21 protein-coding genes are annotated in these 19,355 nt (G+C 39.1%); 16 read left to right on the top strand and 5 right to left on the bottom strand.

Features of this window, described 5'->3' with window-relative positions:
* Positions 1–63 precede the first annotated feature (63 nt).
* The 8 genes from F777_RS17410 (at position 64) to F777_RS0112255 (ending at position 7,499) form a co-directional block, all read left to right on the top strand.
* The gene (locus F777_RS17410; protein ID WP_051408603.1) at positions 64–816 is read left to right on the top strand and encodes a LytR/AlgR family response regulator transcription factor; all 753 of its coding nucleotides are present in this window, start codon (positions 64–66) and stop codon (positions 814–816) included.
* Between the two features lie 25 nt (positions 817–841).
* Positions 842–1,918 carry an Ldh family oxidoreductase gene (locus tag F777_RS0112285; RefSeq protein ID WP_026752295.1) on the top strand — a complete coding sequence of 359 codons (1,077 nt, stop codon included), beginning with the start codon at positions 842–844 and terminating at the stop codon, positions 1,916–1,918.
* Between the two features lie 20 nt (positions 1,919–1,938).
* Positions 1,939–2,778, top strand: coding sequence for a chitinase (locus F777_RS0112280; protein WP_026752294.1), 840 nt, complete (start codon positions 1,939–1,941; stop codon positions 2,776–2,778).
* A gap of 40 nt (positions 2,779–2,818) precedes the next feature.
* Entirely contained in the window at positions 2,819–4,138 is a 1,320-nt protein-coding gene (locus tag F777_RS0112275; protein WP_026752293.1) for an aspartate kinase, read from the top strand.
* Positions 4,139–4,148: 10 nt separating this feature from the next.
* Positions 4,149–5,282, top strand: coding sequence for a carboxypeptidase-like regulatory domain-containing protein (locus F777_RS0112270; protein ID WP_026752292.1), 1,134 nt, complete (start codon positions 4,149–4,151; stop codon positions 5,280–5,282).
* 92 nt (positions 5,283–5,374) lie between these two features.
* Positions 5,375–6,352: a YitT family protein gene (locus F777_RS0112265; protein ID WP_026752291.1), complete on the top strand. Its 978-nt coding sequence runs from the start codon at positions 5,375–5,377 to the stop codon at positions 6,350–6,352.
* Positions 6,353–6,389: 37 nt separating this feature from the next.
* Positions 6,390–7,031: a Pr6Pr family membrane protein gene (locus F777_RS16705; protein WP_051408602.1), complete on the top strand. Its 642-nt coding sequence runs from the start codon at positions 6,390–6,392 to the stop codon at positions 7,029–7,031.
* Positions 7,032–7,499: a DUF1801 domain-containing protein gene (locus F777_RS0112255; protein ID WP_026752290.1), complete on the top strand. Its 468-nt coding sequence runs from the start codon at positions 7,032–7,034 to the stop codon at positions 7,497–7,499.
* Positions 7,500–7,567: 68 nt separating this feature from the next.
* Here the strand turns inward: F777_RS0112255 and queA are convergent, their stop codons facing one another.
* Entirely contained in the window at positions 7,568–8,617 is a 1,050-nt protein-coding gene (queA, locus tag F777_RS0112250; RefSeq protein ID WP_026752289.1) for a tRNA preQ1(34) S-adenosylmethionine ribosyltransferase-isomerase QueA, read from the bottom strand.
* 294 nt (positions 8,618–8,911) lie between these two features.
* Between queA and ccsA the strand changes: the two genes are divergently transcribed.
* Genes ccsA through F777_RS0112235 form a run of 3 tightly spaced genes read left to right on the top strand, consistent with a single transcriptional unit; the run spans position 8,912 to position 11,259 of the window.
* Positions 8,912–9,592: a cytochrome c biogenesis protein CcsA gene (ccsA, locus tag F777_RS0112245; RefSeq protein ID WP_201767610.1), complete on the top strand. Its 681-nt coding sequence runs from the start codon at positions 8,912–8,914 to the stop codon at positions 9,590–9,592.
* Complete coding sequence (locus F777_RS18100) at positions 9,585–9,800, top strand: CcmD family protein (protein WP_037369450.1); 216 nt, start codon at positions 9,585–9,587, stop codon at positions 9,798–9,800. The genes ccsA and F777_RS18100 overlap by 8 nt, the downstream gene beginning before the upstream one ends.
* A gap of 37 nt (positions 9,801–9,837) precedes the next feature.
* Complete coding sequence (locus F777_RS0112235; RefSeq protein ID WP_026752286.1) at positions 9,838–11,259, top strand: Glu/Leu/Phe/Val family dehydrogenase; 1,422 nt, start codon at positions 9,838–9,840, stop codon at positions 11,257–11,259.
* A 108-nt stretch (positions 11,260–11,367) separates the two neighbouring features.
* On the opposite strand, the gene F777_RS16700 is transcribed toward F777_RS0112235, so the two are convergent.
* Positions 11,368–11,799 (bottom strand): type I restriction enzyme HsdR N-terminal domain-containing protein, encoded by a 432-nt coding sequence (locus tag F777_RS16700; protein ID WP_037369448.1) that lies wholly within the window; start codon positions 11,797–11,799, stop codon positions 11,368–11,370.
* A 67-nt stretch (positions 11,800–11,866) separates the two neighbouring features.
* Here F777_RS16700 and F777_RS0112225 point away from each other — a divergent pair, with 67 nt between their 5' ends.
* A complete protein-coding gene (locus F777_RS0112225; protein WP_026752285.1) occupies positions 11,867–12,637 on the top strand; it encodes an AMP nucleosidase in 771 nt (256 codons plus the stop codon).
* Between the two features lie 10 nt (positions 12,638–12,647).
* Here F777_RS0112225 and F777_RS0112220 read toward each other — a convergent pair whose 3' ends face one another.
* Both F777_RS0112220 and F777_RS0112215 read right to left on the bottom strand, forming a co-directional pair.
* Complete coding sequence (locus tag F777_RS0112220; RefSeq protein WP_026752284.1) at positions 12,648–13,307, bottom strand: heme exporter protein CcmB; 660 nt, start codon at positions 13,305–13,307, stop codon at positions 12,648–12,650.
* Positions 13,300–13,863 (bottom strand): thymidine kinase, encoded by a 564-nt coding sequence (locus F777_RS0112215; protein WP_026752283.1) that lies wholly within the window; start codon positions 13,861–13,863, stop codon positions 13,300–13,302. Before F777_RS0112215 ends, F777_RS0112220 begins: the two co-directional genes overlap by 8 nt.
* Before the next feature lie 49 nt (positions 13,864–13,912).
* Here F777_RS0112215 and F777_RS0112210 point away from each other — a divergent pair, with 49 nt between their 5' ends.
* Entirely contained in the window at positions 13,913–14,617 is a 705-nt protein-coding gene (locus F777_RS0112210) for a hypothetical protein (protein WP_152530915.1), read from the top strand.
* Here the strand turns inward: F777_RS0112210 and F777_RS0112205 are convergent.
* Entirely contained in the window at positions 14,590–15,849 is a 1,260-nt protein-coding gene (locus tag F777_RS0112205; protein WP_026752281.1) for a 3-deoxy-D-manno-octulosonic acid transferase, read from the bottom strand. The two genes, F777_RS0112210 and F777_RS0112205, sit on opposite strands and share 28 nt — an antisense overlap.
* Before the next feature lie 67 nt (positions 15,850–15,916).
* On the opposite strand from F777_RS0112205, the gene F777_RS0112200 reads away from it, so the two are divergent.
* Genes F777_RS0112200 through F777_RS0112190 form a run of 3 tightly spaced genes read left to right on the top strand, consistent with a single transcriptional unit; the run spans position 15,917 to position 19,348 of the window.
* Positions 15,917–17,047: a DegT/DnrJ/EryC1/StrS family aminotransferase gene (locus tag F777_RS0112200; RefSeq protein WP_026752280.1), complete on the top strand. Its 1,131-nt coding sequence runs from the start codon at positions 15,917–15,919 to the stop codon at positions 17,045–17,047.
* 5 nt (positions 17,048–17,052) lie between these two features.
* A complete protein-coding gene (locus F777_RS0112195; RefSeq protein WP_026752279.1) occupies positions 17,053–18,354 on the top strand; it encodes a UDP-glucose dehydrogenase family protein in 1,302 nt (433 codons plus the stop codon).
* A gap of 10 nt (positions 18,355–18,364) precedes the next feature.
* On the top strand, positions 18,365–19,348 hold the full coding sequence (locus F777_RS0112190; protein ID WP_026752278.1) for a UDP-glucuronic acid decarboxylase family protein: 984 nt from the start codon (positions 18,365–18,367) through the stop codon (positions 19,346–19,348).
* The last annotated feature ends 7 nt before the right edge of the window (positions 19,349–19,355 follow it).

Below are 19,355 nucleotides of genomic sequence, written 5' to 3'. Positions count from 1 at the left end.
AATTATATTTTTTTGCCGAATTATTGCAACTTTTTTCTAAAGTTCTTTGTTTCTGAATTCACTATGAAAATACTTGTTGTATCCAGAGAATCAAGTCTAGTAGAGACGCTCTCCAGTTTTATAAAGGAGTATGTTCCGGATGAAGCGCAAATTGTTCATCTGGAAGCGTTATCTGCATACAGAACAAAATGGAAACCCACTTTCGATTTTGATTTGATTTTTTTAGACCTGGATGCAGATTCGCTCGAGTTCATTAAACAGGAAGCCAATTTACATCTGGAAATGCCTGTTGTAATGATTAAAGAGCCTTCAATTAAAATACCCAATCATTTTTTCAGCATCTATACCATTAATAATCCTGTTTCTTCTGCTGAAATTGCAAAAGCTTTGCTGAAATTTGAACGCATAAAATATCATTACCCCGAGATGGTAAAAATACAGGAAGATTCAAAACTTGCCTTTAATAGAAAATTATTCAAATCCAGATTTCTTATTAAACTGGGATCAAGAATGATTTTTATTAATACTACAGATATTGCCTGCTTTTTTGTTAGTGACAAAACAGTTTACGTGCTGAATAAAGAGGGTATAAAATATCCGATTGATTTTTCATTAGAAAAGTTAATGCAAGTTTTAGATCCTCAGTATTTTTTCCGTATCAACCGATATATGATTTGTAATGCTGTATTTATCAAGGAAATAAAAAAGTATATCAATAACAGGCTTAAAATTATTTTGACAGCCGGTAACTATTCAGATGAGGCTGTTGTAAGCAGGGAGAGGGTTTATGCGTTCAAAAAGTGGGTTGAGAACTAATCATTTTGCTTCGTACATTGCAGGTATGGAAAAGATTTTCCCATATCCTCAATTGCTTTCTTTTACAAAAAAAGTATTTCTGCAGATGGGATGCCCTGAGGAAGATGCTTCTGTTGCTGCAGAAGTGTTGCTCTCCGCTGATTTAAGAGGCATTGACAGTCATGGTGTGGCAAGGTTAAGCGGATATATTCGCTTATGGCAAGCTAAGAGAATAAACTCCACACCTGATATTAAAGTAATTCATGAAACACCGTCAACAGCAGTTGTAGATGGTGATCAGGGGCTTGGTTTGGTTGTGGCTCCCTATGCAATGAAACTTGCCATGAGAAAAGCAGAACAAGTAGGAACCGGTTGGGTCTCTGTGCAAAATTCCAATCATTTTGGTATTGCAGGGTATCATGCCATGATGGCTTTACCCAATGATATGATAGGCATCGCTATGACCAATGCAAGTGCACTGGTAGCCCCCACTTTTTCCAAAGAGAAAATGCTTGGAACCAATCCAATTGCAGTTGCTATACCAGCGGGGAATGAGCCTCCCTTTATAGCGGATTTTGCCACAACTACTGCAGCGAATGGCAAATTGGAAATATTGCAAAGGAAACAACAGGATACACCCGAAGGCTGGGTGCAGGATGAAAATGGCATGGCATCCATTGATGCAAATATTTTGAAAAAAAACGGATCACTCCTTCCACTGGGATCTGATAAAACGCACGGTAGTCATAAAGGGTATGCATTAGGAAGCATTGTAGATATTTTTTCAGCAGTCCTGAGCGGAGCATCTTACGGACCTTGGGCCCCCCCATTTCCGGCTTATATACCAATGCCGGAGAATATGCCGGGAAATGGTCTTGGCCATTTTCTCGGAGCTATGCGAATAGATGCATTCAGACCTGCTGACACTTTTAAGAATCATATGGATAACTGGATTAGCCGATTTCGCAACGCTGCACCAGTAGATTCAACAAATCCGGTTTTAATTCCTGGCGATCCTGAAAGAAAGATTGAGTCTGAGAGAATAAAAAATGGAATCCCGCTTTTACCAGTGGTGGTTGAAGATTTAATTGCAACCGGTAATTTATTTGGAATTCGTTTGTAGTATTGTTCAACTGCACAATTATGCGATTACTAGTAACTTTTTTAATTTGGATGGGAATTCCATTGCTTTTGGCTTCCTGTTTTCCTGCAAAAAAACATTCTAATGAATCTTTTCCGGTTTTAAGCAAGGCCGAATGGGATGCAGTATTCCCTCATATCAATGGTGGAGATAGTGCTGCAATTCCTTTTTATACTTATGAAGCTTTTGTTGCAGCTACAAAACGTTTCCCAGAATTTTTGTCTAGTACAACAGCGGATATTCAACGCAGAGAACTTGCCGCATTTCTGGCAACCATCTCGCATGAAACAGGCGGGGGTAGTGAAATGGATATGAATAGTTTTTATGATTTTGGGTTGTATTATAAAGAAGAACTGACTTGTTTAAATGGTTGTGACCATTACAGTGATACAACAGACCCCTATTATCCTCCTGTTAAAGGCAAATCCTATCATGGCAGAGGACCTATTCAATTGAGCTGGAATTATAATTATGGATTATTTAGTGAGCAGGTCTTAGGCAATAAAGATAGTTTGTTAAAGAATCCCGAATTGTTGGTAAAAAATGCTGAGTTGAGTTTTGCATCAGCCATATGGTTCTGGATAACACCACAGGATCCCAAGCCCTCCTGTCATGAAGTAATGGCTGGTAAATGGATTCCTGCAAAACAGGATTCATTGATGGGTAGGAAGCCCGGTTTTGGTGCTGTTATGAATATTGTGAACGGAGGGTTGGAATGCGGAGGAATTACGTCAAGCAGAAACAAAATCAGATTGCAGTATTATCTTGCTTTTTGTAAAAAGCTGGGGGTAGATCCAGGAGAGAATTTAGGTTGTGAAACTCAAAAGCCTTATGGCATGTGATTCACTTGTTAGCGTTACATTTGCTGTAAATTAGGCAGCAATGAAAATAATGAAATTTGGAGGCACCAGTGTGGGTAAGCCGGAAAGAATGCACGAAGTTGCAAAACTTATAACCAGGGATTCCGAGCAGAAAATTGTGGTATTGAGTGCGCTTAGTGGTACAACCAATACACTTGTTCAAATCAGTGATTTACTGGCAAAAGGAGATAGAGATTCAGCAAAAGATACCATTCAGCAATTACACCAACATTATTTGAATTTCATCAATCATCTGGTTACTAAGCCAGAGAATCAGGAAAAAGCACGTTTAATAATTGCGGAACATTTTGAATTTCTGATCATTATACTGCGTATCTCGTTCAGTGAGGCTTTGAATAAGGACATTCTTGCTCAAGGCGAATTAATGAGTACTAAGTTGTTTTCTGTATATCTGTCTGAAATAGGCGTTCAGCATGAATTACTGCCCGCATTGGAATTCATGAGTATCGATGCCAACGAAGAGCCACAGCTTCTTCCTATCAGAACAAAACTGAACCATTTACTGGATAAGTATAAGGGGACAGGGATTTTTGTTACTCAGGGTTATATCTGTAAAAATGCAAAGGGAGAAGTTGATAATTTAAAACGAGGAGGAAGTGATTATACGGCATCACTAATTGCGGCTGCCTGCAATGCTTCTGTTTGTGAAATCTGGACGGATATAGATGGAATGCACAATAATGATCCCAGAATTGTAAATAAAACAGTTGCCATTGAGCAGTTGAGCTTTGATGAAGCGGCAGAGCTTGCCTATTTCGGGGCAAAAATATTACATCCTACCTGTATCTGGCCTGCTCAGCAAGAAAATGTGCCGGTAAAATTATTGAATACGATGCAACCAGATGCGGTTGGAACCGTCATTACTAAGGAAGCTGGCAGTGTTGGGGTAAAGGCTGTAGCTGCAAAAGATGGAATTACCGCCATTAAGATTAAAAGTAGCCGAATGTTATTGGCCTATGGCTTCTTGCGGAAGGTATTTGAAGTTTTTGAAAAATATAAAACATCCATTGATATGATTACCACATCCGAAGTAGCTGTTTCGGTAACTATTGATTCGGATGCATTCTTGCCTGAAATTGTCAGGGAACTCGAACCATTTGGAAGCGTGGATGTTGAAAAGGGTCAGACGATAGTTTCTATTGTAGGGAATGAGATTGCTCAGACCGATCATGTGTTACAAAAGCTGTTTGATTCGCTGAATGAAGTGCCAACAACAATGGTTAGCTATGGAGGAAGTCCGCATAATATTTCCTTACTCGTGCCTCAGACGTATAAAACCAAAACCTTGCAATTGTTGAACGCAGGTTTATTTGGTTTGTAACAGACATTTTATGATTAAAAAAATCCTTCTCATCATTCTCTGGATAGCAACTGCACAGTTTGCAGAAGCCCAGAGAATAATTAGTGGGAAAATTATTGATTTTAAGACCAAGCAGGGATTGCCTGCTGCCAGTGTATTTCTTTCGAATACATCTGTGGGTACTAATACAAACAGTGCAGGTGAATTTAAACTGGAATTGGCTGGTCCCGGTCGTTTTAACCTGATTGTTGCACTAATTGGGTATGAAACCTATGCTACTGAAGTAAGCTTACAGGAAAACATAACCGGATTAAAAATTGAGCTAAAGCATCAAGTGGCCGAATTGGAGGAAGTTGTTGTTGGGAATTACGATAAAAAAGGATGGGAGAAATGGGGAATCTTTTTTATGGAAATGCTTATTGGGAATACTCCTAATGCATTAAACTGTAAGCTGCTCAATAAAGATGCGGTTAAATTTACCTTCAGTAAAAAGGAAAATATTCTTCGTGCCTATGCAACAGAACCATTGCGAATTGAGAATAATGCATTGGGCTTTGATTTAACTTACTCGCTTACCCAATTCGAACATAATTATAAAACCAGAATATTTTTTTACCAGGGTTATCCTTTGTTTTCAGAAAGGAAACCAAAAAATAACCGACAGTATCAAAAATGGCTTGCCAATAGAGCTGATACTTACAAAGGATCTTTAATGCATTTTATGCGAAGTGTGTTCCGCAATAAAATTAATGAAGAGGGATTTGAGATAAAAAGGATAATTCGACAGAAAACCCCAAGTGCCACCATAAGGCTTAATGGAGAACCCTTAATGGAAGAAGTAGACGTTTTAATCAATAAACCTTTAAATGGGGATAGCATTGCCTTTGCAATTGATAACAATACAGCCGGTCTGCAATTCAAGGATTATCTACAGGTAGTATACAAAAACAAAGTGATGTCACCATTATATATAAGATCAAAGAGGGATATTACATTAGGAGATCCGGTAACCGCCAAACTTTTTATGCCCGACGCATCCAAAGTTGTTTCTGTACTGGCCAATGGGAGTTATTTTTTTGGCAAGGATATTCTTACATTGGACTATTGGGCTTGGTCTGAAAAGTTGTCTAATTTGCTGCCATTGGAGTATCGTTATCCACAATAGAAAATTTAATTATTCTGTTAAAATTCAGTTTATAAAACGATTCAATTCCTTCTTTACTCCTGCTTGCCGTTGCTTTATTGTAAATTGCAATTATGCATCGATTTCTCAAAAATTTAATTGTTCGTAGTGTTTTAAATCCTGACAAGAAGAATAACAATCAGGATAGTGTGTATAGTGCTTATCAGATTGCAAAAGGCCTTAGAATTTTCAGGGTGACTGTTTTTGCTGGTTTGAAGGATGCTTTACTGATTTGTATTGGAGTGCTTTCTGCTGCGTTGGGTTTAAAGGGATTTTTATTGACCAATCATTTTATTGATGGGGGAGCAACTGGTATTTCACTGTTAATTTCTGCATTGTCCGGTATTCCTGTTGGCTTACTGATTTTGTTGGTGAATATTCCGTTTCTGATTTTTGCTTACCGGATACTCGGAACGCAGTTTGCAGTAAAATCTGCTATTGCTATTTTATTATTATCATTAACGGTCCATTTTATAGAATTCCCGGATATTACAAAAGACAATTTATTGGTCTCTGTATTTGGGGGCTTTTTTTTAGGTGCGGGAATAGGGCTATCTATCAGAGGGGGTGGTGTTTTAGACGGAACTGAAGTATTGGCCATTGCGATAAGCCGTAAATCGGGTATGACAATTGGTGATGTGATAATCATTATTAATGTTATTATTTTTTCTACGGCTGCCTATTTTCTATCTGTGGAAATTGCCATGTATTCATTACTAACTTATCTGAGTGCCTCCAAAACGCTTGACTTCATTATTGAAGGTCTTGAAGAGTATACAGGTGTTACCATTATTTCAGTTCATAATGATGAAGTTAGAGCAATGATTATTAACGTTTTGGGTAGAGGTGTAACAGTGTACAAAGGAAAAAGAGGCTATGGAAAAAGTGGAGACGTAAAGGACATGGATATTGTATACACAGTTATTACCCGATTGGAGATCAATAAATTAAATACAGAATTGGAGAAAATTGACCCTAATGCTTTTGTTGTCATGAGCAGTATTAAGGATACAAAGGGTGGAATGATTAAAAGGAGAGGAGTAGGTCATTAATCATTTTTTGATTAAATTCAAAGGGTAATTGACCAATATGCCCTTAATTCCTAAAAAATTGCTGGAGCTCCTCATTGCTGTAATTGTTCTTTCAAGTTTAATCATTCAGTTTTCATTGATGCTTCATGGTCCTGCATACAAGGGGTTTCTGGATGCATTGGTTCGGTTTTTTAGCTATTTCACCATTCTGAGTAATACACTGGTATTTATTTATTTTTTGAATCTGACGCTCAAGAATAATGCTGAGGAAGAATGCTGGCAGAAGGCTGAAACCGGAACTGCAATAACAGTTTATATATCAGTTGTCGGAATTGTATATCATGCAGTACTCAGTCAATTGCATAGTCCGGTTGGTCTGGCATTTTGGGCGGATCATGGGTTACATAGTTTTTCGCCAATGCTTACCTTCCTTTACTGGGCTTTTTTTACTTCGAAACGCAGGGTCCAATATAAAACCATTCCCTATTGGTTAATTTATCCCGCTGTATATTTTTTGTATACATTACTCAGAGGAAGCTTGACTGGGGTTTACCCCTATCCCTTTTTAGATCTTAATAAAATTAGTTTTGTTCAGGCTTTGGGTAATAGTTTGATTGTGCTATTAGTGTTCGGTATACTTTCAATATCATTAAGTTTTATTGCCAATAAACGGGTTCAAAATTTAAAATTTGCTTCATAAATGACCAGCGATGCCCAAACAGTTGAGGAATACCTGAAACAGATTCCTGAAGAACAAAAAGTGATGTTCAATCAAATTAGGGATTGTATCGTACAAAACCTTCCTGCTGGATTTTCAGAAGTGATGAATTATGGCATGATTGGTTATGTGGTTCCACATAGTATATATAAAGATGGATATCATTGTGATCCCAAATTGCCCTTGCCATTTATGGCACTGGCAGCACAAAAGAATTTTATTGCTTTTTACCATATGGGGATTTATGCACAGCCAGCTTTATACGACTGGTTTACCAAGTCTTATATCAAAGCCACACCTACAAAATTAGATATAGGTAAAAGTTGTTTGAGATTTAAAAAAACGGCCATTGTTCCCTATGCACTCATAGGAGAGCTGGTGCAGAAAATGACTCCACAAGAATGGATTCATTTGTACGAAAGCCAATATAAAAATGCAAGAAAGAAATAAAAAAGAAAAGCCAGGAGCATTATTTCATCCTGGCTTTTTTATAAAGTAGATTTTAATTTACTGAGACCTTATATAATCAGTAACGCATCTCCATAGCTAAAGAATCTGTACTTGTCTTTGATAGCTTTTTTATAAGCTTCCATGGCTAAATCATACCCAGCGAAAGCACAGGTCATAATTAGTAAGCTGGTTTTGGGTAAATGGAAATTAGTAACCAAACTATCAGCTACGTTGAAAGTATAAGGTGGATGGATGAAATGATTGGTCCATCCCTCGCTGGGTTTTAACAATTGTTGTGCTGTGAAACTGCTTTCCATAGCACGCATGGTAGTTGTGCCGATAGAACAGATTCTTTTACCATTCTCTTTTGCTTTATTTACAATAGCACAGGCTTGTTCGTCTATCTGATAATATTCAGCGTCCATTTTATGCTTGCTCAGATCTTCAACTTCAATGGGTCTGAAAGTGCCCAAGCCAGTGTGTAAAGTAACTTCTGCAAATCGGATACCTTGTATTTCACATCTTTTAATTAATTCCTTACTAAAATGTAGTCCGGCAGTAGGAGCAGCAACGGCGCCCTCGTGCTTGGCGTAAACCGTCTGATATCTTTCCTTGTCTTCTTCATCTGGCTTGCGCTTGATGTATTTTGGAAGAGGGGTCTCCCCTAAAAATTCAAGCATTTTTTTGAAGCTTTCATCATCGTCGTCCCAGAGGAAACGAATGGTTCTGCCGCGGCTTGTGGTATTGTCTATTACTTCTGCTACCAATTCTTCATTGTCTCCGAAGTAAAGTTTGTTTCCGACTCTTATTTTTCTTGCGGGATCAACAATGACATCCCACAGTCTGTTGGGCTTATTTAATTCACGTAAAAGGAAAACCTCGATTTTGGCTCCTGTTTTCTCTTTTCTGCCATACATTCTGGCAGGAAAGACCTTCGTGTTGTTTACTACAAAAACATCTTTATCATCATAATAGTCAAGGATGTCTTTAAAATGTCTGTTTTCCATGTGGCCGCTTTTGCGGTCTACCACCATCAGGCGGCTGTCTTCTCTTTTTTTGGTTGGGTTTTGTGCAATTAAGTTTAACGGTAGGTCAAACTTGAACTGAGATAATTTCATGTAACTAATCTTTTAAGATGATAGCCACAGCAAGTTGTTCAATCCGCCAGAGCGGAATAGGATAACTTCATGTTACGGCATGAATTTGAAAGTGTGCAAAACTAACGAAAATCAATGGTTTTTCCATCATTGTTTCCAATGGAATGCAGATTTGTCCACTGGTTTCTTGTGGCGGATGGCGCAGATTGCTAATGATAGGTAAAATTTACACAATGGCAAGGTTTATTGAGTTGCTTTCACCTAATTTTGCAGCTATTCAAACCCAGAGGAGAACTTCGGGCAAAATTGTATTCAATGATTCGGAAATACTGGTGGAAAATATTGTCTTTGCTGTTGTTGGTGTACACGTGTACGTACGGATTTTACGTAAAAGTGCCCAGGCTGGATGACCGAATGAAGGAATCTATCCGGAACTTCTTCTTCCATGTTCCCATGTGGTTTACAATGATGATCTTATTATTGGTATCCTTAATCTATTCTATCCGGTACCTGAGAAACCCTATTGCTAAGAATGATCACTATGCAGTTGCATTTGCCGTTACCGGTGTTATTTATGGAATGCTAGGACTGGTAACCGGAGCTATTTGGGCCAATTATCAGTGGGGAAGCCCCTGGAGTGGAGACCCCAAGCAAAACGGTGCAGCGATAGCCATGTTGATATACCTGGCTTATTTTGTGCTCAGGGGTAGCTTGAAAGAAGATGATAAGAAAGGTCGGATCGGTGCTGTTTACAACATATTTGCGTTTTTCATGCTTTTCCCAACATTGTGGATTTTACCCAGACTAACTGAATCATTGCATCCGGGAGGCCAAGGTGCAGAAGGAAACCCAGGTATAAACGGAAAGGATATGGACGCTCAAATGAGAGTTGTCTTTTATCCGGCAGTAATTGGTTGGACCCTGTTGGGAACCTGGATAAGTACCCTACAAATACGATTTTCTCTCTTAAAAGATAAACTGGAGAATAATGACTAAAATAAAATACAGCCTCTTATTACTTAGCGCTTTTCTGATTTCTTCCCAATTAATGGCACAGGATACAGAGCAAGGTCTTATGAGAAGCAATGGAAAAATCTTTGTGGTAATGGCGGTGGTACTCACCATTTTAGCCGGATTATTCGCCTACCTGATAAACATTGATAAAAAAATCACCCGTCTTGAAAAAGAGGGTTTTAAAAAGTAATTTTACATTTTCGATTTTAACCAATAAAACGATTGCCATGTCGAATCATCAACCGTACAGCTTTTTTCAAAGTGTTGAAAGAAGCTTTGATAAAGCAGCCAGTTTTACCAAATGGGAAAAAGGGTTGTTAGAACAAATTAAAGCTTGTAACAGTATTTACAGCATGCGTTTTCCAGTAAAAATGGATGACGGAAGAATTGAAGTGATTGAAGCATACAGGGTACAACACTCCCAGCACAAGTCTCCTTGTAAAGGAGGAATTCGCTTTAGTGATGAAGTTAATCAGGATGAAGTAATGGCACTTGCCTCATTAATGACTTACAAATGCGCAATTGTGAATGTTCCTTTTGGTGGAGGCAAGGGTGGAATTAAAATCAATCCAAAGAAATACTCCGTATACGAATTGGAAAAAATTACCCGTCGTTATACCAGTGAATTGGTGAAGAAGAATTTTATTGGACCCGGTATTGATGTACCGGCTCCTGATTATGGAACCGGAGAGCGTGAAATGTCATGGATTGTAGATACTTATGCTTCTTTGAAACCTGGTGAAATTGATGCGGCGGGTTGTGTTACTGGTAAGCCGGTAACACAGGGCGGTGTTCGCGGAAGAAAAGAAGCTACCGGGCTCGGTGTTTTTTACGGTATCCGCGAAGTCTGCAATATGCAGGATGTGATGGAGAAATTAGGTTTGTCAACCGGCGTTGTTGGTAAGACTGTGATAGTTCAGGGATTAGGTAATGTGGGTTATCATACTGCCAAGTTCTTCCGTGAGAATGGCTCCAAAGTAATCGCTATTGCTGAATATGAAGGTGCTATTTACAATGCAAATGGATTGAACGAAGAGGAAGTTTTCCAGCACAGAAAAGCAACAGGTTCTATTCTGAATTTCCCTGGAGCAACCAATATTGCAAAAAGCGGAGATGCGCTTGAAATGGAATGTGATATTTTAATTCCTGCCGCATTGGAAAATGTAATTAATGGTGAAAATGCGCCTCGCGTGAAGGCAAAAATTATCGGGGAAGCAGCCAATGGTCCTTTGACTCCTGAAGCGGACGAGGTATTTGCTAAAAAAGGGGTGTTGGTAGTTCCAGATATGTATCTGAATGCAGGTGGTGTTACTGTTTCTTATTTTGAATGGTTAAAAAACCTGAGCCATGTTCGATATGGTAGAATGGAAAAAAGATTTACTGAAAATTTAAATACCAAAATTCTGACTCAGCTGGAAGAACTGACTGGAAAAACAGTGAGTGCTGCGGAACGCAATATTATTTTGCACGGACCAGAGGAAGTAGATTTGGTTCACAGTGGTCTGGAAGAGTCTATGATTGCTGCAACCAGAGAAATCATGGCCATCTGGAAAGAAAATCCAGCCATTCCTGATATGAGAACAGCTGCCTATGTTTGTGCCATTAACAAAGTAGGTACTTCTTATACTGAATTGGGTATCTTCCCTTAATAGGATAAAATGTTTTTTAGCATCCCGGTTCTGTTTAGAACCGGGATTTTTTTTGATTAAGCTGGAACAATTCATTTACTGGCAATTATACAGTTTAACAGAAACCCTTCAGGAGTAAGTGGGTAAGTCTGTTATTTCTATGATTTCTGTTCCTTTTATTTCAAATCCTCTTGTATTGTTTCCGTTGCTAATGACTAAAAAACCGGTCTGTAAAACTGTCTGATAACTGAGAATTTGCCGGACGGTACTTTCTGTTAAAGTAGTATCCTCTTCCTTGCACTCAATTAAAAGCCAGGGCAAGCTGGCTTTGAAAACCAAGATATCAACCCGCTTTGTTAATTCGCCTAATTGAATTCCTCTTTCTACCGCAATCATAGAAGCTGGATACTGAAGCTGGTTTAATAAATAATTTAACCAGTTCTGTCTTACCCATTCTTCTTTCGTAAACAGTACCCATTTTTTTCTGATCAGACACCAGGTAAATACTTTGTCGTCTTGTTTTTGTAACCTGGGCTCGTAGGCGGGGAACAGGATATTCATAGGTGCAATTTAAGATTACTGCATAAATCAGGGCTAATTTGTATATTTACAAGTTAAATTATTGCATATGAAAACGAGAGAAGAAATAGTAGACAACTGGTTGCCACGTTATACAGGAGAAAAACTAGAGAATTTTGGAAAATATATTCTGCTTACTAATTTCAGTAATTATGTGAAAATGTTTGCAGAATGGAACAATGTTCCGATTGTTGGATTGGATCGGCCTATGCAATGTGCCACTGCTGACGGAATAACCATTATCAATTTTGGAATGGGTAGTCCGGGCGCTGCTACTATTATGGATCTGCTGACTGCCATTGAGCCGGAAGCTGTTCTGTTTTTAGGTAAATGCGGTGGGTTAAAAAGAAGAAATAAAATCGGGGATTTAATTTTGCCAATTGCTGCCATCCGTGGTGAAGGTACATCGAATGACTATTTTCCTCCGGAAGTTCCTGCAATGCCTGCTTTCGCCCTGCAGAAAGCAATTTCAACAACCATCAGAGATTATGAAGTGGACTATTGGACGGGTACTGTTTATACAACCAACAGAAGAGTATGGGAGCATGATGAGGAGTTTAAAGCCTATCTGCAAAAAGTAAGAGCCTATGCAATCGATATGGAAACCGCTACCATTTTTACCGTAGGTTTTTTCAATAAAATTCCAACCGGAGCTTTATTGCTGGTGAGCGATCAGCCAATGATTCCGGAAGGAGTAAAAACAGAAGCCAGTGATTCTAAAGTGACTGCTCAGTTTGTAGATAAGCATTTGAAAATAGGCATCGACTCTTTAAAGCAACTAATTAATAAGGGCTTAACTGTAAGGCACCTGCGGTTCTAATCCCTCCGGATTAGTCCTTCCAGAGAAATGGAAATAAAATTACGGCCAAGGCCAAAACCAACAGGTCAAGAACGAATAGCAAGGCCACCATTTGCCACCAACCGTTTTGTATGGCGGATGTAAACGCAGCCCCTGAAACTTTCGTGAGCAGCAGCAATTGGGGGATGATAATGGGGAAACCCATAATTGCCATCATGGCCGCTTGTTGCTGAGCCTTGGCTGCAATTGCAGCTAAAAAAGTAAACACCATACTTAAACTGATCCCACCCAGGAGGCTTACCAGCACAAATTCCATGAAACGGACCGTTGGATTGCCCAGTAGCAAACTGAAAATGCCAATGCTTAATAAAGTCATGAAAAGCATGAGGATGGCATTGAATAGTAGTTTAGCCAGTACGAAGTGCAAGGGGGAACTAAGGCTATAGTAGTACAACATTCGGCCTCTGTTTTCCTGTAAGAAACTTTTGGCTACAGCGTTAATGCAAATAAATAATTGCAATACCCAGAAAAGGCCATTCCATACTTTATCTTCAGGCTGCCCCATGGTTAAGTATACCACAAAAGTGCTGGATGCTATGTACAATAGCACTCCGTAAAAGCTGTATTGCTGGCGGGTTTCCAGTAATATGTCTTTTTTTAGAAGTGCTAATATTAAACTAAAATTATTCATGAAAACATTTTCTGCAACGGGGCTCATAGGTTTCTTTCTCTCCTAATAAAACCTGTCCTTCATCACTGGTTTTGCGATAGGAAATATTGGCAATATTGCCACATTTCATGCAAATGGCGTGTAGCTTGGTAATATAATCTGCAGTTGCCAACAAATAAGGCATTTGTCCGAAGGGTTTGCCCATATAGTCCATGTCCAGACCAGCCACTATTACCCGAACCCCTCTTAAAGCCAGTTTTTCGCAAACCTCAGCAATTTCTGCATCAAAAAACTGTGCTTCGTCAATACCCACCACATCAACATCCTGTGCCATTAATAAAATGGTCTGAGAGTTTTCTATTGGGGTAGAAGTGATGGTATTGGCATCATGGCTAACCACGTCGTTTTCATCGTATCGCTTGTCAACAGCTGGTTTAAAGATTTCTACCTTTAAATTGGCAATTTTGGCTCTCTTTAATCTTCTGATCAATTCCTCTGTTTTGCCGCTGAACATGCTGCCACAGATTACTTCGATCCAGCCTCTTCTTTCTCCTGATAAATTGGGTTCAATAAACATGTAACAATAAAATAGCTTAAAATTCGTTTTAGATTGATAAGTTGCTTCTTTGGATAACCCAAAAGTATTGCTTCCTATGGAAAGAGTAGGTACTTTAATTAATAAATTACAAGAACAATTTAGCCGTAAGGAAGCGGTGGATAAATTGTCTATCACGGCGCAGCTATTATTGGCGGAGTTGCAAATGCACAAGCCTTCCAATATTTCAAGTTCAAAAGTAGCGGTTGTTATGCCTTCCGTAGCCATAACTAATTCTTCTGTTGAATCAGAACCAGTTCCGCCACCAGTTTCATCCAGACAGGATGAGAAAGTAGCAAAATTGTCTAATGGTCATTCCTTTTTTGAATCTTTCACAGAAATACCCACATTGATTCACCAACCAGTTGTTCCTACAGTGGTTCCTGAAGTGGAGCTACAGGTAAAAGAAGTGAATGAACTTTTGATTAATGATATTCCCGAATTGAATGAGCAGTTAAAGGAATATACGGTTGAAGTGGCCAATATGCTAGACGAAACGCCGGTAAGAGATCTTAAAAAAGCAATTAGTATTAACGATAGATACTTGTTTATCAATCATCTGTTCAGAGGTGACGAGAATATGTATGAGAGAAGTATCAAGACCATCAACGGCTTTAATATTTACCCTGAAGCACAATATTGGATTCAGCGGGAATTAAAGGTTAAGCTTGGTTGGCTGGAAGAGAATCCTACTGTTAAATTATTTGATCAGTTGGTCAAAAGACGCTTTTCCTGAATATAACTGAGAATAAATTGGGTGGCTCCGGCTTTTGATAGTACTAAGTTTCTGGCTGCTTCCCCCATTTTATTTCGTTTTTCCTCATGAACCAATAGAGAATTAAAACTTTCTTCTAACATTAAGATAGTCTCTACAGATTCAGCTCCTCCTGTTTCAATAAGTTCTACTGCTTCAAGGTATTTATCATATACGGGTCCAAAAACAACGGGCTTCCCAAAAACTGCTGCTTCAATGGTATTGTGAATACCCTGACTGGTAAACCCCCCTCCGATAAAGGCGATAGTGGCATATTGGTACAATTGACTAAGTATGCCAATATTGTCAATGATAAGGGTGTTTACCTTGTTTCTTTCCTCTTGGCTAGCCGACACATAGCTTGAATATAGAATAGAAGAGGGGTAGAATCGTAAACATTCCTCAAGTCTTTCCTTCTCAATATGATGGGGGGCAATAATCCACTTTACTTCGGGATGACTGATGGCAAAATGATGCAATACTTTGTCATCTTCACTCCAGGTACTTCCGGCAATAATTAATGGTTGCTCATTGGCAAATTTTTCAATTGCAGAAAAGGATTGGGCTGCCGCAGCAATGGTAATTACTCTGTCGAATCGGGTATCGCCGGAAACACTGATGCGGCTTGCTGAAACAATAGGCATCAATAAGTTGGCTGAGCCCTGGTCCTGTAAAAAGAAATGTGTGAAGTATTGCAGGAGCGAGCGGTAAAATCCCCCGAATAATTTAAAGAAAAGCTGATTGGAACGGAAGACGCCGGAAACCAGTAAAACAGGTATCTTATGTTGATGCAAAGTTTTTAAATAGTAATACCAGAATTCATACTTAACAAAGAGGACTAATTTGGGTTGGGTATATTCAATTAGTTTTTGTGCATGAACAGCACTGTCCATGGGTAGATAAAAAACCCAATCGGCAATGGGATGATTTTTTCTGTTCTCGTACCCTGAGGGAGAGAAAAAGGTTAAAAGAAGTCGATGGCCTGGATATGCAACTTTGAGTTGCTCAGCTATGGGTAATCCTTGTTCAAATTCACCTAATGATGCGGCATGCATCCAGATAACCGGCTCCTGATTTTTTTCGAATGTTATTCTAAATTTTTCAAGCAAATTTTTCCGGCCATCCACCCATAGGGCTGCTTTGCGGTTGAATGGGGAAATCAACCAGGCAATCAGCGGGTATAATCGGGTAAATAAAAAGTATGCCCATTTCATATTGGAACAAAAGTAACTCAAATCTTTGTTGTTGATTTTATAGTAATTTTGTAGTTAAAATTTATATATGCGTTCTATACAGATGGTGGATACCCATTCTCAGTATTTAGCAATAAAAAAAGAGGTGGATGCTGCCATCCATGAGGTTTTAGATACTGCTGCTTATATCAATGGAAAGGCAGTACAAGAGTTTACCCGGGATTTGGGGGCTTATTTGAATGTAAAACATACAATCCCTTGTGCCAACGGAACGGATGCCCTTCAAATTGCTATGATGGCATTGGGTTTGCAGCCGGGAGATGAAGTAATAACTCCATCCTTCACCTATATTGCTACCACTGAAGTAGTGGCTTTGTTAAAACTTACCCCTGTTTTTGTAGAAGTGGATCCCCAGACATTTTGTATTGATCCTGCTGCAATTAGAAAAGCCATAACCCCTAAAACAAAAGCCATAGTGCCTGTTCATTTATATGGTCATGCAGCCCCTATGGAAGAAGTTATGGAGATTGCCCAAGAGTTTGGATTGTACGTAATTGAAGACAATGCGCAAGCTATTGGCTGTGATTATACCTTTTCAGATGGCACAAAAAAGAAAACAGGAACCATTGGTACTATCGGGGCTACCAGTTTTTATCCCTCTAAAAACCTGGGGGCCTATGGAGATGGGGGTGCCATATTTACCAATGATGATGCGCTGGCTCATCAGATGAAAATGATTGCCAATCATGGTCAGCAAAAGAGATACTACCATGAAGTGGTGGGATGTAATTCAAGGCTGGATTCCATTCAGGCGGCAGTGTTGAATATTAAACTGAAAAAACTGGATGAATACAATGCCGCGCGACAGTCGGTTGCCGCTTTTTATAATAAAGCATTTGCAGGCATTCCAGCAATTACAACACCTTTTGTAGCTCCCTATAGTACCCATGTATACCATCAATATACCATGCAATTACACGGGGTAGACAGGGATGGTTTGGTGGCTTATTTGGCAGAACAAAAAATACCTTCTATGATTTATTATCCGGTACCCGGCCATAGACAGGATATGTTTTCCAGTTTCGGATTAAAAGAAATTTTGATGCCAGTGACCGATGCATTAACAAATTCCGTAATTTCTCTTCCAATTCATACTGAAATGGATCAGGACCAACTGAATCATATCACAACTCATGTATTAAACTTTATCAATAAATAATTTTTATGAAAATTGCCGTTGTAGGAACAGGTTATGTAGGACTGGTTACAGGTACCTGCTTCTCTGAAACAGGAAACAAAGTAACCTGTATAGACATTGACCAGAACAAAGTAAATAAACTATCCAATGGTGAAATCACCATTTACGAGCCAGGACTGGAAAAAATCTTTTTGAGAAATTTACGAGAAGGAAGATTAACCTTTACTACCAATCTGGCAGAAGGCGTGAAAGATGCTGAGATTGTTTTTCTTGCATTGCCAACTCCTCCGGGAGAAGGCGGAGCTGCGGATTTGCGTTATGTGTTAGGTGTTGCCAAAGATCTTGGGAAAATCATGACTGACTATAAAGTACTGGTTGATAAGAGTACGGTTCCTGTTGGTACAGCAGAAAAAGTGTATGCGGCAGTTGCAGAAAATTATAAAGGTGAATTTGATGTGGTCAGCAATCCGGAATTTTTAAGAGAAGGGGTTGCAGTTGATGACTTCATGAAGCCAGACCGCGTAGTAGTAGGTACCCGTTCTGAGAGAGCCAAAAAGTTAATGTCAGATTTATATGCGCCGTTTGTACGTCAGGGAAATCCGGTGATTTTCATGGATGAAAAGTCTGCTGAATTAACCAAGTACGCTGCCAATTCTTTTCTTGCAACAAAAATTTCATTCATGAATGAAATTGCACAGCTATGTGAGAAAGTGGGTGCCGATGTTGATATGGTTAGAAGGGGGATTGGATCTGATGACCGGATTGGAAAGCGTTTTCTTTTCCCCGGTATCGGATATGGGGGTAGCTGTTTCCCCAAAGATGTGCAGGCTTTGATTATGTCTTCTGAAGAAGTGAGCTACGACTTTAAGATATTGAAAGCTGTTGAAGAAGTAAACGAAGCTCAGAAGTTGCATTTAATTCCAAAAATTGAAAAATACTTCAATGGAAATTTGAAAGGCAAGCATTTTGCTTTATGGGGACTTGCTTTTAAGCCCAACACAGATGATATCAGAGAAGCGCCGGCATTGTATGTAATTGATGCCCTGGTAGCTGCCGGAGCTACGGTAACTGCTTATGATCCGGAAGCTATGCCGAATGTAAAGAATACCATCGGAGACAAAGTTAAATATGCTGAAAGTCAGTATGATGCTCTGGAAGGTGCAGATGCACTGATTATTGCTACAGAATGGAGTGAGTTCAGAACACCTGATTTTGAAATGATTGAAACCAGATTAAAGAACAAAGTCATTTTTGATGGTAGAAACTTATTTGATGTTAAATTTATTACAGGCCTGGGTTACCACTACGAAAGTGTAGGTAGACCATAAAATTATTCTTATGTCTCAGAAACGCGTATTAATTACCGGCGCTGCCGGATTCCTGGGTTCTCATTTATGTGATCGCTTTATTAAAGAAGGGTATAAAGTAGTTGGGATGGACAACCTGATTACAGGAGACCTCAGAAATATAGAGCACCTTTTTAAACTGGAAGATTTTGAGTTCTATCATCATGATGTTACCAAGTTTATTCATGTGCCCGGTCCCATTGATTATATTCTGCACTTTGCTTCACCAGCCAGCCCTATTGACTATTTAAAAATTCCAATTCAGACTTTAAAAGTTGGGGCTTTGGGAACACACAATTGTTTGGGTCTTGCTAAAGCAAAAGGCGCTCGTATGCTGGTAGCTTCTACCAGTGAGGTATATGGTGATCCGCTGGTGCATCCACAAACCGAAGAATATTGGGGTAATGTAAATCCGGTAGGACCAAGAGGCGTTTATGACGAAGCCAAACGTTTCATGGAGTCAATCACAAGAGCTTACTATACATTCCACGGAGTGGAAACAAGGATTGTGCGCATCTTTAATACCTATGGTCCAAGAATGCGTCTGAATGATGGTCGTGCTTTACCAGCATTTATTGGTCAGGCATTAAGGGGAGAAGACCTGACTGTTTTTGGAGATGGAAGTCAAACCCGTTCTTTCTGTTATGTGGATGATTTAATTGAAGGGATCTATCGTTTGTTGATGAGTGATTATACCATGCCTGTAAACATTGGTAATCCTCATGAAATTACTTTAAAAGATTTTGCAGAAGAAGTATTGAAGCTAACCGGTTCTTCTGTAAAAATTATTTATAAGCCTTTACCAGTTGACGATCCCAAGCAAAGAAAACCAGACATTACCAAGGCTAAAAGCATATTGGGCTGGGAGCCAAAAGTTGAAAGAGCAGAAGGCTTGAAAAAAACCTATGAATATTTTAAGTCTTTGCCTAAAGAAGAATGGTCTAAGCAACCCAAAGAGTTTAATTCCGGAAAATAGTTATTGA

Source organism: Sediminibacterium sp. C3, from assembly GCF_000508085.1.
Classification (GTDB): domain Bacteria; phylum Bacteroidota; class Bacteroidia; order Chitinophagales; family Chitinophagaceae; genus Sediminibacterium.
Note: the sequence above shows the minus strand (reverse complement) of the source record. Positions and strands in the feature narration are given on the sequence as shown.